An 18263-nucleotide genomic window follows, 5' to 3' on the forward strand; every position below is an offset into this window, starting at 1 on the left:
ATTGAGAAATTGAGACAGATAAAGATGATCAAGTATAGTCAAAATCAATAGTATTATCAGATGCAACCAACAAGAAAACCACGAGTAAAAATTTGCTGTATTAGCAGTATTGAAGAAGCAAAAATGGCAATTATTTATGGAGCAGCAGCTTTAGGTTTAGTTTCTGCGATGCCTTCTGGAGCAGGGGTAATTTATGAGGAATTAATAGCAGAAATTTCTGCCGTAGTTCCACCTGGTGTATCTACTTTTTTATTAACCAGTAAACAGGATGTAAAATCAATTATTGAACAACAGCGTAGATGTCGAGTAAATACAATTCAAATCTGCGATTATCTCAGATTAGAAACATATCAAGACTTACGAAATTCTATGCCTGGAATTTCTCTTGTACAAGTTATTCATGTCACAGGAGAAGAATCAGTAAAAGAAGCTATAGAAATTTATCCATTAGTAGATGCAATATTATTAGATTCTGGCAATAAATCTCTAGCAATTAAAGAATTGGGAGGTACTGTTCAACAATTAATAATGAATAATTAATAATTAATAATTACCTCTCCTTGAAAGTGATAGGATTGACTAATCATGAAAGTTTTTATTTATGATCCCCTATCCAAGGGGAGGCTTTAAACCAAAATTTTTCGGTAAAGTTCATAATTGGAATATTAGTAAGAAAATCCGGGAGTTAGTAGATGTGCCTATATATTTAGCAGGTGGTTTAAATCCTGAAAATGTCGCAGCAGCAATTAAACAAGTTTCTCCTTTTGGTTTAGATATTTGTACTGGAATCAGAACAAATGGTAAATTAGATGAGATGAAATTATCTAAATTTTTTAGTCAGATTTATTAGACTTTTTGCAGAAGTCAGGGAATAGGGATTTATTAATGGATAATGGATAATGGATAATGGATAATGGATAATGAATAATTACCTCTCCTTTTTAGGGAGAGGATTGACTAAAAGGAAAAGATTTATTTATTTCCCCTTTATTGGGGAGGGTTTAAACCTGAATTATCTAATTATTTAATTGCTTAATTATTAATTATTTCGGTAAAAATTGTTTATTTCATATCTTGAATTGATTTAAGACAAGGTTTTGCAAGAGGTCTATTAATTAGACAGAATCTAAGCATTTAGCTATTAGCAGTCAGCTATCAGCAATAAAAATGAATGAAACCAGGGTTATTTTAACTTCTATTACATTTTTAACCAGATTATTATTGAAGCACAAAAACAACGAATTTGAGTTGTGAACCTATACAATTCTATGGCAGGAAATGTAGATGTGTCTTGGAAGCTGATAGCTGTTAGCTGACTGCTGAATGCTTATGACAGAGTTTGATATAATCTATAAGTAAATCAAAGTTTTAAGGAAGAAACCAGGAGCTAATTAGAGTGAAAACAACAGAAAAAACATCCTATATAAATGTTAATGGTGTTGAACATTATTATGAGTGGATAAAAACATCAAACTCTACAGAAAAATCCAAACCAGTTATGGTATTTCTGCATGGATGGGGAGGTTCTGGCAGATATTGGGAAAGCACTGCTAAAGAACTTTCCGAAGAATTTGATTGTTTAATTTACGACTTAAGAGGATTTGGTCGTACCTCTTTACCTAAATCTCAACCTAAAGGAGAAAAAAGTATTTCTCAAACTTCAAAAAATCTTACTGATGATTATGAATTAGTAACTTATGCAGAAGATTTAAAAGTTTTGTTAGATGCTTTGAATTTAGACAAGGTTTATATTAATGCTCATTCAACGGGAGCATCTATTGCTGCTCTATTTTTGAATATGTATCCAGAGAGATTAGAAAAAGCAATTCTAACTTGTAGTGGTATTTTTGAATATGATGAAAAAAGCTTTTCTACTTTTCATAAATTTAGCCGTTATGTAGTGATGTTTCGCCCTAAATGGCTGATAAAAATTCCTTTTATGGGTCGTATTTTTATGGCAAGATTTTTATATAAATCTCTGCCAGATCGTATATGTAATGATTTTTTAGAGGATTTTTTATTAGCAGATTTTGATGCTGCTTATGGTACAGTTTTAACTTCTGTAAGTAAGGAAGCAACAGAATGGTTACCAGAACAATTTCAAAGATTAACAGTGCCTACTTTATTAGTAGCTGGTGAATATGACAAAATTATTCCGGCAGAGATGGGTAGGCAAGCAGCAAAATTGAATGAAAATATAGAATTTATTGTGATGGAAAATACGGCTCATTTTCCCATGCTAGAAGATCGGGAAAAATATCTAGAAAGAGTGCTGAATTTTGTGGCATAAGTTAAAAGTTAAAGGTTAAAAGTAAGATTTTATAGGCTCAAGTTCACGGAAGTTAAAAATTATTTGTTTTCTGGTACTAAAGCTTATAACAAATCAAGGTATCTTTTTCAACAATTAATAATTAATAATGAATAATTAATAATTACCTCTCCTTGAAACTGATAGGATTGACTAATTATGAAAATTTTTATTTATTATCCCCTATCCAAGGGGAAGCTTTAAACCAAAATTTTTTGGTAAATCTCATAGCAACTTGGATAAAATGAGCATCTCCAGTTAAAACATATTGAATACCAAATTCTTTCATTACCACCATTTAAGTTAAGTCAGTAAATGAAATTAGCGGTTTATCAACAAATCTAATCCGTAGTTCTTGTGCTTTAAAAAAGCGCTCTTCTGTAATCCAAACCAGGTTAAATTTTTCTGTCCTAAAAACCTCTATCAGCGATACCATATACTGACGTGCAAGAGCAGGATTTCATTAATGGATAATTACCTCTGATTAAAACCGTAAGGGAATTGAATATAAGAAAATATTATTTCTTTTTTTTCCTTTGAAAGGGAAAGCTTGTAATCTGAATAATTATTAATTATTCGGTAATCGCTTGAAAAACAACGTAAAAGTTTCATCTAAAACATAATCTGTTGTGTGAATTTTCTGATTTTGAGAGGTAAAATACTGATATAAATTTACAGCTTTCTGATGTTTTATTTCACTTTTATCGTGCAGATTTAACCATCCCCATGTATATACAAAAAGTTTATTTTCCATAAAGTTATGAATCGATATTTTGAGCTAGAGAACCGCATTATACCGCACCAATAAAGTTAGGGAGAGGATCGCTTGTTTCAAAGTTTCTACTTTCTCCTCACTTTTGGAAAAAAGCTGTTCTTGGGAGTAAAGAAAAAAATTCACAAATTGTAAAACTTCTGGAATTTTATGCTGGGGTAACATCTCAATTCTTCTTTGTAATTCTTCTTTTACATTTTCAATTGATCATTAATTTTACCTCTATTTGTTCCTCTATTAAATTTGCATAGATGTTTCTAGAAAAGAAGTTTTTTTCTTTGAGTAAAGTTTGTTGGGGAGTTAACCAACTTCAATAAGGAAGGAAAACTATTCAAACTAATAATAAATCAAAACCGACAAAACTACTAACAATAAATGCAGAAAAATTAACACCTGCAACTCTTGCCTATTCCCTATTCCCTATTCTCTATTCCCTATTCCCTATTCCCTTCTCTTTCCTAACTAACAAAACTAATCAAAATTCCTAAAAGTTTCGGTAAATTCTTGAGTGAATATTCCTCTAAATCTAATACCGCATTTTTGCCTTCTAACTCTAAAAATTGCCAAGCAGTTCCAGTAGTAATAACGCCATAAATTTGAGAAATTTGATTACCTCGATCTTGGTTAAAAATTTGAGCAGCAACCATTTCTGCCAGACATTGGCCGAAACCGGATTTTATATTATCATTTTTCGCTTCTACTAAGACAACTACTGGTGCTTGAATGATGCTTTGTAGACTAGAAAAACTAATAATAAAATCGCAATAACCGCTTAATTCTAAATCACTATTTACATTAAATTCTATACCAGAAAATAAACTTATTTCTTTGTTTAAATATTTTCTAACTGCTACTAAAATTGGCGATACTATTAATTCAGAACGAGCTTTTTCCGTAGCGATCGCGACTGCTAAGGGTACATTATCTTCTAAGGTTTCTTCTAATAGTTTACTAGGAGTTACTTCTGGTAAATTGTTGAATTTACCTAAGCTCTCAACTAAGGTTAAATTGAACTTAGTTAAAACTTCTTCTAAGGTGAATTTACTGTACGGCATTGTTTTTTCCTAAGTTCTTGAATGCTATTTCTTGTGATTATATCATCCTATTTCAAAAATAGGATTCCTATAGCAGTGTTTGATAATAATCACTTCTATATCTATCCTTATATAATATCAAATCCGCTCTTCATGGAAGTGTTATAAGAAACCGGGTTTGTGGGAGGTTAATGGTAGGGACGTTTAGCTAAAGCACAACTTTCCATTTGTCATGCTCCGCAAACGTTAACGCTCAGCGACATGGAATAGGAGCATTCCGGAACGGAAAACGCATTAATGCTCAAGCAACGTCCGTACAAGAGCATTTGAGACTTTCCCCGGTTTCTCTGCTTTTTTATACCGATACTACCGGATTTGATATAAAACTCAAATATTATATAGCGTTTCTCAGCAATCGTGAGGTACACCTATCTTTATTTGTTCCTATTTCCTATTCCCTGTTTCCTATTCCCTATTCCCTATTCCCTGTTCCCAGTTAAGTGTTCCCTGTTCCCTAAAACCAAGGAATTTTGTACCTCACGCTTCTTGGGAGTTGCTATATGATCTTTTCAGTTTAATAATTCAATAGTCAAAATTATTTTTATATATACTACTAAAGTATAAAAGTATATTTTTTTCCTGTTGCCTGTTCTATGCTTAGAAATGTTAAATATACCTCTGGCAAAAGTTTTAATTAAATCAATTAAAGATATGAACCCAACAATTTAATTTTCCTATTCCCTTTCCCTGACTTCTGCCACGAAGTCTAATGAATTTTGCACAGGTACTTAGGAGCAAAATAATAGCAATCATATTTCAGTTGTGAGATTTTAGTAGTAATTTCCTGCTCCATGGGGAGCAAACGCGAATCGCCCCTACAGGAGTTCAGAATATGAAAGGATTTTAATTTATCTTGGTCGTTCTTAAATTCTATCAAAATCATTCCTGATTGCTATAGATGAAAAATTGATTAAAACAAATAATAATCACATATACTATTCTTTTTGCCACTGTATTAAAACCTGATTCGCGATATTATTTCACAACTAACTATAACAACTTTAACTCAATTACATCAGGATAAATAATTACCCTAGATTTTAAATTTTATTTCCTGTAAATCTCTAAAAATAATTTCATATAGCAGGGAACAGGGAACACTTAACAGGGAACAGTTGGAAAAACATTTCCTAGTCTGAGATTCATCATCAGTAATTGTCAAGAGCCAATTTTTTCTTAGGTATATAATCCGGAAATATGCACTCTAGAATGGGAGAATAGAATATTAACTGACTAACAATGGAAATGTTAAAAATCTAAAAATTATCAATTGACAATAGTAGCTATTACGAGCCAAATCAACTAAAATATATATAAAATTCATGCAGCCAAATTTTCCTATTTACAGCGTTTTAGAGAAAAAATTGCCATATTATCAAAACTTTGTTTCTTGGTTAGAAGATAAAATTTTTACACCCTGTCTAACTATACCGATTGATGAAACTTTGCCATTTTTACTAGAGGTATTAAAATTAACTTTTAACAGTCAAGGCGATCCTCAAACTGTTTATCCTCTAATTGTCGAAAACCTTGATTTATTAGAACCCCATTTTATATACATTTTACGGAAGTGGGCGAGGCAAACTTTTCCCAATATCTCTCAAAATAGAGCAACTATTATTGCTAGTACATTAGTAAATTTGGGTGGGATTATTTGGGCACTACCTGATGGAGATTCTGATGTTAATTTAGAAATTGCTTTAGCTTGTTGCGAGTTGGCTTTGGAAGTATATAATTTAGATAAATTTCCTCAACAATGGGCAATAGTTCATAACAATTTAACTCTAATTTATCACAATCGCTGCTATGGAGTTTCTACACATAATTTGATTAAATCTTTTGAACATTATCAACAAGCTAATCTTGTATTTTCAGACCAAAGTTTTCCTAAAAAATGGACTGATATTATGTCCGCTTGAATAGACATCTCCAGAAAAGAGGGAACAGGGAACAGGGAACAGGGAACAGGGAACAGGGAACAGGGGGAGTAATTGATAATTTATGGATAATAATTGATTTTATTTTTCATTTTTGGAGAAGTCTAATAGTTATAAATAAGGAGTCAAATCAATTCAAAATTCAAAATTATTAATTCTTGCATTATAACCTCTGCCTAAAGTCAGAGCCTTGAAATCAGGAAAATATTTTTAATTTTTTCGTTCTAAATTTTTGAACTTTGAATTTTTAATTTTGAATTCAAAAAATGGTCAGGAGTCAGGAGGGAAGAGAAGAGAGTTTGAATGTATAAGGAGGAGAAAGTTTTTTGGTCGCGTAAGCGGAACGGAGTTCTATCACTAATTATCCGGACATGATATTAATTGTTAATTGTTAATTGCTGAAATGCAACGTTTTTACCCAAAAAAAAGGTCTAAAACCTCCCCTTTTAAGAGGATAAAAAAGAGAACATTCCTTATGTCAAGCCTCTGGGTTTCCTAGGTCATGCTGCGCAAACAGCCAGAGGTGCTGATAACTGATAACTGAAATGACCCACTCAGCTAATCTCTTTATCAAGAAAATGTAGCCAATATTTATCAAATTTTTAATTGGTAAAGAAGGCAAAATTTCATAATATGAAAAATCCACTATTTAATCTATTAAACTTGCCTGCTTCTGTGGCAAAATTGGAATTTCAAGAATAAATTCAGTGCCTTGATTTACTTCAGAATTACATAATAGCTTACCGCCATGTTTTTGCACGATAATCTCATAACTAATCGCAAGTCCTAAACCTGTTCCTTTACCTATATCTTTAGTAGTAAAAAACAGGTTAAATATTTTCTCTTTTACCTCTGGCGGAATTCCCAAACCATTATCAGCAATTTTAATCAAAACACTATCTGGATTAGTGCTGCTAATTTCCGTAGTAATTTTAATAGTAGGGCTAAAATATTTGTCTACTTTCAATTTTTCTTCCAAGATATCTATAGCATTACTAATCAGGTTCATAAATGCCTGATTAATTTGAGCAGCATGACATTTCACCAAAGGCAAATTCCCATAATTTTTCACAACTTCAATCTGAGAAACTGCGTGCTTAGGTTCAAAACGATGCTGCAAAATCAACAAGGTACTATCAATTCCTTGATGTAAATCCACAGCTTTCATTTCTGCTTCATCAAGACGAGAAAACGTTCTTAATGAAAATACCAATTGACGAATACGTTCAGATCCTACTTTTATAGAATTCATCGTCTTAGGCAAATCTTGGATCATAAATTCTAAGTCAATATCTTCTATAAAATCTTGAATTTCTGGAACCGGATTAACAGAATGTTCAGAATATAATTTGATCAAATCAAGTAAATTTTTAGTATATTCCTCCACATAATTCAAATTGCCATAAATAAAGTTAACAGGATTATTAATTTCATGGGCCATTCCTGCTACTAACTGCCCTAAACCAGCCATTTTTTCACCTTGAATCATCTGCATTTGAGTTTGTTTTAACTCCTGCAAAGCCTTAGTTAAATCTTCAGCTTGGGTACGAGTTTTTTCTAATAATTCAGCTTGTTGTAAAGCAATACCCAACTGCACTCCTACTTGTGCTAACAAATTAATTTCTTCATCTTGCCAATAACGAGGACTAGAATTTTGATAAGCAACCAACAATCCCCAAAGTTTTTCACCTTGCAAAATTGGTACAAAAGTTTCATTTCTAGGAAGTTTACTAGCATGAGTTTGTTGACGGAGAACAGGATTAATTTCTAAGGGAGTCTCAACTATAGGATTCCATTCATCAATGATCGAATCTGCCACAAATTCCCCACTCCAGTCTGAGTAAAAACGATAAATTGCCACTCGTTCAACTTCTAGTAACTGTAGCACCTCTTGAGTAGTAGCTTGAAAAATCTTATTAATATCCAAAGATTGACGAATTCTATCAATGGTAATTGACAGCGCTTTTTGTCGCTCCGTTGCTTTCTCCAATTCTGCTGCTTGAGCTTGAACTTGTTTAAAATACTCAGCTTGTTGTAGTGCAACTCCCAATTGACCTCCAATTTGAGCCAACACTTCTACCTCTGCTGCTTCCCACTCACGGGGACCAGAATTTTGATAAGCTGCTAGCAAACCCCAAAGTTTTTCTCCCTGATAAATAGCTACGATCGCATACGCCCTAACTTGATAAGACTCTAATACCTCAAGGTAACAGTCACTAAAACCTCTTTCATAGATATCGTTGCAACTACGATAAACTTTTGCAGCAAAATTTTCGCCCTTAGTTTCCTGCAAATAGGTATCATTCACATAATTTGGCAAATCTCTGACGGAACATAGATTAACATTTGCAGGGACTCTGGGATTTTCCTGTTGCTCGTGTATTAACTGCTCCCAACCTTCAGCTACTGACTCAGCTACAAACTCCCCACTCCAATCAGCATGAAAGCGAAAAATAGCAACTCTGTCTGCATCCAATAATTGTTGTACTTCTTGGGTGGTTGTTTGGAAAATTGTTTTAATATCAAGGGATCGGCGAATTTTATCAACAATTGCAGCGAGAGTTTTTTGACGTTCTGCTGATTTTTCCATTGCTACTGCTCTGATGGCAAGTTGTGTTGACTGCTCTTGAACCTTCCGAACATACTCAGCTTGTTGGAGAGCAACCCCTAACTGAGTACCTATTTGAGCTAGTAACTCTACTTCATCTTTTTGCCAATCACGGGGACCAGAATTTTGAAAAGCTGCTAGCAAACCCCAAAGTTTTTCTCCCTGATAAATCGCAATAATCCCATAAGACTTAGCTTGATAAGACTCTAATGCCTTAATGTAACAGTCACTAAAACCTGCATTATAAATATCGTTGCACACACGATAAACTAATCCTTTAGTAAAAGGTCCGCCCTCAGTTTCCTGCAAATAGGTATCAGTATGGGTATTGGCAAAATCTTGCACAGAACATTGACTAATATTTGTTTTGATTTCAGGATTTTCTTGTTGCTCCAGAATTAAGGAATTCCAACCTTCAGCAACTGACTCCGCAACAAACTCCCCACTCCAATCAGAATTAAACTGGTAGATAGCAACTCTGTCTGCATTCAGTAATTTTTGTACTTGTTGGGTGGTTGTTTCAAAAATTGTCTCAATATCCAGAGACTGACGAATTTTATCAACAATTGCCACTAGGGTTTTTTGGCGTTCTGCTGATTTTTGCATTGCTGCTGCTCTGATAGCTTGTTTCGACTGCTCCTGAACCGTCTGAATATACTCAGCTTGTTGAACAGCTACCCCCAACTGAGTAGCTATTTGAGCTAGCAAATCTACTTCATCCTTTTGCCAATCACGGGAACTCGAATTTTGATAACTTGCAAGTAAACCCCAAAGTTTTTCTCCCTGCAAAATTGGTGCAATTACATAAGCTTTAACTCCAAACTCTTCTAAAAGTTCAATATGACAGGGATCGTGACCTACTTGATATATATCATCAACGGCAAAAGTTTCATTGTTGGCATACCGTCCACCCTGGTTTTCTTCTAAAAAAGTATCTTTAATAATAGGTTGAACTCCTACTAGGGGAGTCCATCCTTCTGCAAAGGACTCCGCAATAAATTCCCCGCTCCAATCAGGTAAAAATTGATATATTGTCACTCGCTCCGCTTGTAGCAGTTTTCTTGCTTCTTGAGTAGCAGTCGCAAAAATTGTCTCAATATCCAAAGATCGGCGAATTTTGTCGAACAACTCACCCACTATTTTCTGACGTTCTGCTGACTTTTCCTTTTCCCTGCTCATAGCAAGTTCTGCTGCCTGTCGTTCAACTTGTTTAAAAACATCTTCTTGCTGTAGTGCCACACCAAAATGATCGGCTATCTGTTGCACAAAATCTATTTCATAGTATTGCCAATAACGGGGTTTACTACATTGATGAATGCACAACAAACCCCAAAGTTCCGGTATTTCTCCTTGTTCTGTACTCTTGAGTAAAGGTACAACTAGATTTGCCCGGACTTGAAATCGCTCTAAAATTTTTATATGACAATCACTTAATCCTGCTGCATAGATATCTGCTACTGCTTGTACTCTACCTTTTTGATAGTCAACAGCAAAATTTGTTCCAAAACAATAGTCATATACTTCAACTCCCAACGTTGACTCCCATTCATTTGCTACATCTTCCGAAACAATTTCTCCTTCCCAGTCTCTTTCTGGATAAAAACGAAACACAGCAACCCGATCTGCCTTGAGTAGTTGACGTACTTCTGTAGCAGTAACCTGAAAAATTTCTTGTAAATCTAGAGTTATACGAATCCTTTTGATTACTCTTGCTAAAGCTTTTTGTTGTTCTACACTGATAGTTAACTGTATTGCTTTTTCTTCAAGGTTTTTGAAAGCACCTTCTTGCTGTAGTGCTAAACCAAAATGATCGGCTATTTGTTGCACAAAATCTATTTCATAGTATTGCCAATGACGGGGATTACTGCATTGATGAATGCACAACAAACCCCAAAGTTCCGGTAATTCTCCTTGTTCTGTACTCTTGAGTAGAGGTACAACTAGATTTGCTCGTACTTGAAATCGCTCTAAAATTGTTATATGACAATCTTTTAATCCTACTGCATAAATATCTGTCGTTGCCTGTACTCTACCTTTTTGATAGTAAATGCTATATTCTCCCCCGAAACAATGATCATGTACTACCGCTCCCAACGCTGACTCCCATTCATCTGCTACATCTTCCGAGACAATTTCTCCTTCCCAGTCTTTTTCTGGATAAAAACGAAACACAGCAACTCGATCTGCCTTAAGTAGTTGACGTACTTCTGTGGCAGTAACCTGAAAAATTTCTTCTAAGTCTAGAGTGGCACGAACCCTTTTGATTACTCTTGCTAGAGTTTTTTGTTGTTCTACTTGGTAATCTGCTGTTTCTAAAAGTTGTATATTTCTAATCATTACTGCCAAGTTTTCGGCTGTTTTCTGAGCAAATTTAATCTCTAGATCATGCCATTTCCTAGAGCTACCACATTGATGAATACAGAGTAATCCCCAGAGTTCAGGTAAAATTGCTTCTGTGGCATCATCTTGTTTGAGTACAGGAACAACTAGATCGGCCTTTATCTGAAATTCTCGTAATATTTGGGCATGAGATTCACTGAATTTAGCGACATCAATATCTGCTACTGCCTGAGTACCCTCTTTTTGATAGTCAGGAAAGCAGTTATTTTCAACTTTCAGATTTAATATAGAATTCCAACCATCTGCTAAATCTTCATAAACAAATTCTCCCGCACCATCTAAATCAGGATAGAAACGCAATAAGGCCACGCGATCTGTCTTGAGTAACTTTCGTAATTCTGTAAGTTGAGTTTTGAAAATAGTTTCTTGCTCTTGAGAGATGGGAATAGGAATGCTCGTGGAGTCTAGCGACAGTTGTATCGCCTCTCCTAGTAGTGTTTGATATTCTGTGTTTTGTTCAGACATATTATAATTTATTTACTCTTGTTAAACATTTTGTTAATTTTTTGGCCAAGGCTGAATGAAGTCAGAAGTTAGAAGTTAAAAGTCAGAAGTCATAAAAAAAATTTTTGGATAAAATTATATATCTTTAATTATTTTTCTAGCAGATTTTTTAGATATTTCCAAAAAAGACTGTAGGGAAGTTCTATGAAACTTCCCTACTATATATAAAATATATAATATAGCTGAGAAAGAGTTGCTTAGGACATGGACTGATGATGAACCTTAGACTGGGAAATGTTTTTCTAACTGTTCCCTGTTCCCTGTTCCCTGTTCCCTGTTCCCTGCTATAAATATAATTTATTTAGATGTCAGTGATTTGCCTCCTCTATACTGTTTCTGTTTCACAAAAGTCATAAGTCATAAATCATATAGAATCCGGGTAATTAGTTATCGTATTGCTTGATAGAGTCAGGAGTCAGGAGTCAGGAGGTAGGGACGTTGCATGCAACGTCCGTACGGAGAAAGAAAAGATTGGAATAGCATGAATTATATAATTTGTATTCAGTAGAACATCTGTATTAAGAGAAAGTAATTTTGCAATTACTGTATAACCGGATTCTATATCAAAAATCAAATAGTGAAGCTATTGGATTAGCAACCTAAAGAAGTGAAAGAGGAAGGCAGGAGGCAGAGGTTCAATAATGGATAATGGATAAAAAGGTTACCTTTAGCTAACCTTAGAAAGTTATTACGTTTAAAAGCTGTTTGCACAGCATTCCGCAGGAAAAGATGCTAATAGCTGAATGCTTACTCTTTTGTAGAGAAATCTATTCTGGATTAAATCCAAAAGGGGGCAAGGTTTCTTGAATTTATGGTGTTAAAAAAACCGTAGCAATAAACTTCTCATCCCAACCACCCACGACATGAGCAAATAAGTAAAAATCATCCTCATCAGAATTTAATTTCTGCTCAACTAAAATTCCTGCTGCATCACTAACCCGTAATTTTATCCCCTCTGGTAAATTCATACTTGTAGGGGCACTTAATACTAACAGGACTTACGCAAAGACACTATATCAGGACTTACGCAGAACTACTATATATGGTAGGGGCGAACGGCCGTTCGCCCCTACATCTGGTGTATAATTTGACATTTTGCGTAAGTCCTGATGATATTATACGAGCGATCGCTCAAAAGCAATAAATTCCTTATATAGTTTGCGATCGCAGAGAACTTGACGCTTAATTACAGTTATTCTAGTTTGACGCTATGTTAAGCGAATAAGTTGATAATTTTGGGGTGCATCTTAATATATTAGGACTTACGCAAAGAAACCCGGTTTCTACGATAAATCGTTGTTTTGAGCAATAGATGTCTACGAGAAACCGGGTTTCTGGGTTCGCATGGCTTTAGTCCTGTATATGTATATGCAAAAATACTTTTTTTCTATTCCCTATTCCCTATTCCCTATTCCCTATTCCCTATTCCCTAATTTTGGTATAATTCTACAGACAAACTCAGGGGTTTAAACGAATAATGTCCATCAAAACAACTAGACCAACATTTCAAGATATTAATCAATGCAAAAAAAAGATAGATGCCTATATAGACTCTATTGATCAAAACCCAGAACACCGAGCGGGCGCCTATCCCTATTATCAATTTCACGCACCAGGAGAACCCATTTATGGCACAGTTCTTATGTTTCATGGTTTTAGTGCCAAACCCGATCAAATGTGGCGTTTATCCGCTTATCTTTTTGAAAATGGATTTAATGTCTATCAATGTTCTTTAGCTGGTCATTCTTTGATTAATCCCCATAAAAACTGGCCTCAAATTGACCTAAAATCAGAATACCGAGATCCTTTATTTGAAAGTATGAGGAAAGACCCCATTTTATCTGATTTATTGTCAAGTTTAGAAGGTAAATCCGAAGGTTTTAGTATTACTCAAAAACTAGGAATTGCTGCGAGAATTTTAAGATTAAATCCTCTACTTCTAGCTGATATGATCAAAGCATTATTATCTAATAACGATCCAGATTTTGATAAATATTTTGTTTCTTCTCATCTGGATTATTTAGACAATGCTCGTCAACGATTACAAGAACTAAGAACTATGCCTGGAGAAATTTACACTGTAGGGTTATCTGTTGGAGGTGCTACCGCTCTTGCTTTAGCTCAAGATCAACCAATGCGAATTAAAAAAGTGGTTGCCTACGCGCCTTTATTAAATCCTGTTGAAGAACAAGCAAAAGAATGGCAAGTTAATTTAATTGGTGTTCTTGATATTAAAGAATCAGGTTGGGACCCAAATTTAAAATTTCCAGTCGGTTGTTTTAGTGCAGTTAATCGTTTTGGAGACTTTGTTCGTTCAAAAGAAAACTATGAAAAATTAAAAAATACCCCAATATTTTTAGTTCTTACTGAAAATGAGGATGCTGCCGATCCCAAAACGAATCAACAATTCTTTGATAACATTGGTGGAGAAGCGCAAGGTAATCGTTATTTTTCATATGACAAGAGCGATCTTGTTCCTCATCCTATGATCGATCCGACTGAAGTTAGTCAGGGAATGAGTAATCATTTTTGGCAGAGTTTATACCAAGAAACTTATCGTTTTTTAACAACTGGGGAAGTAGTTACTGGTAACATGGATAAGTTTGAACAAGCGCAAGATTTACCATTAGTTAAACCTGCTTAGATCAGTTGTCAGTTATCAGTTATCAGTTATCAGTTTCTCCTGTTAAAACTAGGGGTTAATACTAAAGTTAATTTTTGGTTTTCTTATATACTTAGGACTTACCCATACAGCAGTTTTCATTTCAGTAGACCACAGTAGGGACTAACCATGGTTAGTCCCAGAAGAGGTTTTGGTTGTGACGATGTGGTTCATCAATCTGAAAAGCGCTGTAACCACCATATATAGTAGGGGCGAACGGCCGTTCGCCCCTACAAGTAGCGCATGACTTAATATTTTGCGTAAGTCCTGATAGTAATGGTGAAGATATATATTTTTGATTTTTGGTGAATCAAGCTATGAAATAATCGTTGTAGAATGGGCATCTTGTGTGGAATGGGCATCTTGTGTGGAATGGGCATCCTGCCCGTGATTAATATTTTCGGACAGGCAGGATGCCTGTCCCACTGAATGTTCATTCCTTAATTCAGCAACACCATATTTTTTAATTTCTTCCCAAACCTCCCACACTTCCCACACTTCCCACACTTCCCACACTTCCCACACTTCCCAAACCTCCCACACTCTGCACCACTGCCTAAAATCCATTCCCCATCAATATAAATGATGCCCAATAGTAAGGATTACTCCCTTCTTTATCCTTCCCAGTAATCATATTTATTTGAGCTGCGCGTAATGCTTCTGCTTTACTTTTTCCTTCTTGTAAAACTGTGTAAAAAGTATTCATTAATTGGTTTGAATCATCATTAACTCGCCACAAAGAAGCTATTATTGTTTCTGCTCCAGCATTCTGCATTTGATAAGCAAAACCAACTATTTCTTCTCCATTACCCATCCTTCCACTAATATTAGTTTCGGCAGCACTTAATACTACTAAATCTATGTCAAATGACCAATTTTCCAGATCTGATAGAGTAATACGATCGCTATCTCCAAATAAGATAAAAGAGTCTTCTGGTTTACCATTTCCTTCTGCTTCTGTTAACAATGCTACGGGGGTATCTAAATGCACAATATTATAGTCATTAAAATCATTAATTATTGTTTGCGAACTAAATTCACTGTTAATAAGTTGGCGACTACCGGGAATTGTTTCTACTAAATTTTCGACTAATTTTCCTGTTGTGGGTCTCAATTGAACCTGGCGAGTTCCTACCTGAACTTTATATTTTCCTTCTGTTAAAGCTGCTGCTAATACACGAGGTTTATTTTGAGGTTGAGTCTCAAAATTTGTCAGACTAGCTGCAATAATAGTATTAATTCCAAAGCTTTCTACTAACCATTTTTCTCCGTCATAAAGTGCTGCTAAAGGTAGATAACGTAGTTGTTTATCTGGAGCATAAATAATTGTATTAATATTTGCTTTTGTTAACTCATTTTCTATTGGTTTGATTAACCAACCATAGAGTTTTTCTGCCGAGTTTTTCACATCTCCAACAGGAGTGAAAATTGTTCCTCGAAAGTCAGCGATCGCCCGTTGAATTTCTTCTGCTTTTACCTCTACAGTTTCATGTATTGTTTCTCCATCTGCTGTGATTAATACTAATTCTAATTTGTCTGGCAAAATCAAGGGATAAAATAGTGCAGTTCCGGGTAATTTTTGCAATTTTTCTTGTAGACTCTTGAACTGTGAAAAATCAGCTTTGAGATTCTTTTTATCAATTTTCAAGTTTAAAATATCTTTTGTTCCTTCCGTCAGAATTTTTTCTTCGGCAGCTAGTAATTTTACTCTGGTTGCTGTTAGTTCATTACCAGTCACTTTGCCGAGATAATTATCTAATTCTTGAAGTTTCAGCAAATCTAAAACTTGTTGAGCTTCAAAAATACGTTCTTGTTGTAATAGTAAACTTACTAAATTCAGATAAATTTCTTCTGGATTTTCTAAGAAACTTTTTTGACTTTCCTGACTGCGGATATTTTGATGGATGTTAATAGCTTGTTTGTAGAAAACTACTGCTAATTCTGGTTTATCTTCAGATGTTAATATTGTGCCTAACTGTCCATAAACTCGACCTGCTTTGGCGGTTTTTTCACTTTCTTGATAGATAGCTAATGCTGACTCTAAATTTTCTAAAGCTTGAGGATATTGTTTCAGTTGAAATAAAGAATCTCCTATTCCTTGATAAGCTAGAGCAACAGCATCTTTATCATCATTTTTGGGTAAATTCTTTAAAGCAAGTTTGTGATAATTCAGAGCAATAGAATAATCGGCAGAACTATAATAAACCTCTCCCAAAGCATTCATATTGGCAGCAATAACCGATTTATCTCCTGCCTTCTTATTTATCGGTAAAGATTTGAGTAAAATTTGTTTAGCTTTTTGGTTTTCTCCCAAGCGCTCATAAACTTTTCCTAAACCAACCATAGTTTTACCTTCAGCAGCGCGGTCTTCTGCTTCTTCATAAAATACTAAAGCTGCTTCATAAGTTGATTTTGCTTTGGCATTTTCTTCTATTTCATAATAGGCATCACCCAAATAATTTAAAGCTTCTAATTGCCCAGTTTTATCTTCTGCAATTTTAGCAGCTTCTAAACCTTTTTCATAAGCTGCTAATGCTTGACTTTCCTCTCCTTCTTTTTGATAAAGAGCGCCCATAAAACCATAAATTCGTCCGACACTTCTTTGATCGCCGACACTTTCTAACAGAGCAACTGCTTGTCGGAAATATTTGAGAGCTTCAGAATTTTCACCCTTTTCTCGATAGACAAAACCGATATTATTTAATAACCTCCCAATTCCAGCACTATCATTAATTTCTCGACGCACAGTTAAAGCTTTTTGATATGTTTCTAAAGCTTTATCATAATTACCTTGATTAAAATAGACTACTCCCATATTGTTTAGAGTTCTACCAAGATCGCGACGATCGCCCACTTCCTCCCGAATAGTCAGTGCATTTTGGTAAAATTCCAGTGCTTGATCAAGTTGCCTCTGACTTGCTCTAACTGCACCAATATTATGTAAAGACTCTCCTTCATTAGAGCGATCGCTAACCCCTTGAGAAATATCTAAAGCTTCTTGATGCAAATTTAAAGCTTGGGAAAACTCCCGCTGTCGCTGATAGACAAAACCAATCAGGTTTAAAGTTTCTGCCACACCAGAGCGATCGTTTATCTGGCGACGAATAGTTAAAGCTTGTTGCAAAACATCCAAAGCTTCTGAATATTCCCTTTGGTTTATATATACATCCCCAATATTATTGAGAGTTTGGGCAACTCCTTTTTGATCTTTTAACTCCTTACGAATACTTAAAACTTGTTCGTAGGTTTCTAGAGCTTCATCAAATGCTCCTCTCCGAAATTGTTCCACACCTGTTTCAAACAATTTATTTGCCTTGGTCTTAGGGGTAGAGGATTCCGGAGAATTTTCCACCTCTGGAGCCGAAGTTTGGGCCAATACATTCGGGATAATTACAATATTGGGTATGACCGAAATAGCGATCGCCATAACAGTCAAATAGCTAAAGTAAAAATAGGAATTTTTCACGCTTCGAAGACCTCTTCAACAATTAATAATTAATAATGAATAATTAATAATTACCTCTCCTGGAAACTGATAGGATTGACTCATACATACAATTTTTATTTATTATTCCCTATCCAAGGTCCGGCTTTAAACCAAAATTTTTCGGTAATTCAAGACAAGTTCTACCAATTAAAAAAAAAGAATATTACGAATACTCAAGAGTACAAAGTTCTTCTAAAAAAAGATTCACTTTCATTCTTGAAAGTATTACTGATAAAAGCTTACAGCACATACAGCTCTAAGGGTGAGAGTTTCTAACTTTGGGATTGCTGATAGCCATTGCTAGCAATGGCTATTCCAAGAAATTTGTACTGTCTAGCTAGTTTTAGTCAATCCTCTCCTTCTCCTTTTTAGGGAAAGGTAATTATCAATTATCCATTATCAATTATCCATTAATTAGAGTTCTATTTGACGAATTTGATAAATTATGAACTAAATAATGGTTAAGAAATATTCATTCTGCCGAATAATCA

The 18263-nt window shown here is 34.7% G+C and carries 11 protein-coding genes; 5 read left to right on the forward strand and 6 right to left on the reverse strand.

Translation table 11 applies throughout. The features are described 5' to 3' along the window. The first annotated feature begins 60 nt into the window (after positions 1-60). From F6K40_RS00210 to F6K40_RS00220, 3 genes are all read left to right on the forward strand, one after another. Positions 61-540, forward strand: coding sequence for a phosphoribosylanthranilate isomerase (locus F6K40_RS00210; protein ID WP_293129680.1), 480 nt, complete (start codon positions 61-63; stop codon positions 538-540). Between the two features lie 61 nt (positions 541-601). Next, a complete protein-coding gene (trpF, locus tag F6K40_RS00215) occupies positions 602-850 on the forward strand; it encodes a phosphoribosylanthranilate isomerase (protein WP_293129682.1) in 249 nt (82 codons plus the stop codon). Between the two features lie 546 nt (positions 851-1396). Then, on the forward strand, positions 1397-2290 hold the full coding sequence (locus F6K40_RS00220) for an alpha/beta fold hydrolase (protein WP_293129684.1): 894 nt from the start codon (positions 1397-1399) through the stop codon (positions 2288-2290). A 187-nt stretch (positions 2291-2477) separates the two neighbouring features. Here F6K40_RS00220 and F6K40_RS00225 read toward each other — a convergent pair whose 3' ends face one another. Together F6K40_RS00225 and F6K40_RS00230 are read right to left on the reverse strand one after the other, a co-directional pair. Continuing rightward, a complete protein-coding gene (locus F6K40_RS00225; protein WP_293129686.1) occupies positions 2478-2606 on the reverse strand; it encodes a hypothetical protein in 129 nt (42 codons plus the stop codon). A gap of 932 nt (positions 2607-3538) precedes the next feature. Beyond that, the gene (locus F6K40_RS00230) at positions 3539-4135 is read right to left on the reverse strand and encodes a hypothetical protein (RefSeq protein ID WP_293129688.1); all 597 of its coding nucleotides are present in this window, start codon (positions 4133-4135) and stop codon (positions 3539-3541) included. Between the two features lie 1361 nt (positions 4136-5496). Here F6K40_RS00230 and F6K40_RS00235 point away from each other — a divergent pair. Next, a complete protein-coding gene (locus F6K40_RS00235; RefSeq protein ID WP_293129691.1) occupies positions 5497-6093 on the forward strand; it encodes a hypothetical protein in 597 nt (198 codons plus the stop codon). A 667-nt stretch (positions 6094-6760) separates the two neighbouring features. Here F6K40_RS00235 and F6K40_RS00240 read toward each other — a convergent pair. After that, positions 6761-11584 (reverse strand): GAF domain-containing sensor histidine kinase, encoded by a 4824-nt coding sequence (locus F6K40_RS00240; RefSeq protein ID WP_293129694.1) that lies wholly within the window; start codon positions 11582-11584, stop codon positions 6761-6763. A gap of 848 nt (positions 11585-12432) precedes the next feature. After that, on the reverse strand, positions 12433-12618 hold the full coding sequence (locus F6K40_RS00245; protein ID WP_293129977.1) for a DUF1822 family protein: 186 nt from the start codon (positions 12616-12618) through the stop codon (positions 12433-12435). 482 nt (positions 12619-13100) lie between these two features. Here F6K40_RS00245 and F6K40_RS00250 point away from each other — a divergent pair, with 482 nt between their 5' ends. Beyond that, positions 13101-14267, forward strand: coding sequence for an alpha/beta hydrolase (locus tag F6K40_RS00250; RefSeq protein WP_293129697.1), 1167 nt, complete (start codon positions 13101-13103; stop codon positions 14265-14267). A gap of 333 nt (positions 14268-14600) precedes the next feature. On the opposite strand, the gene F6K40_RS00255 is transcribed toward F6K40_RS00250, so the two are convergent. Both F6K40_RS00255 and F6K40_RS00260 read right to left on the reverse strand, forming a co-directional pair. Next, the gene (locus F6K40_RS00255; protein WP_293129699.1) at positions 14601-14810 is read right to left on the reverse strand and encodes a hypothetical protein; all 210 of its coding nucleotides are present in this window, start codon (positions 14808-14810) and stop codon (positions 14601-14603) included. Positions 14811-14841: 31 nt separating this feature from the next. Next, positions 14842-17751, reverse strand: a complete 2910-nt coding sequence (locus tag F6K40_RS00260; protein WP_293129701.1) for a CHAT domain-containing protein — start codon at positions 17749-17751, stop codon at positions 14842-14844. Positions 17752-18263: the final 512 nt, after the last annotated feature.

The sequence above is a fragment of the Okeania sp. SIO3I5 genome (genome assembly GCF_010672085.1).
Lineage (GTDB): Bacteria > Cyanobacteriota > Cyanobacteriia > Cyanobacteriales > Microcoleaceae > Trichodesmium.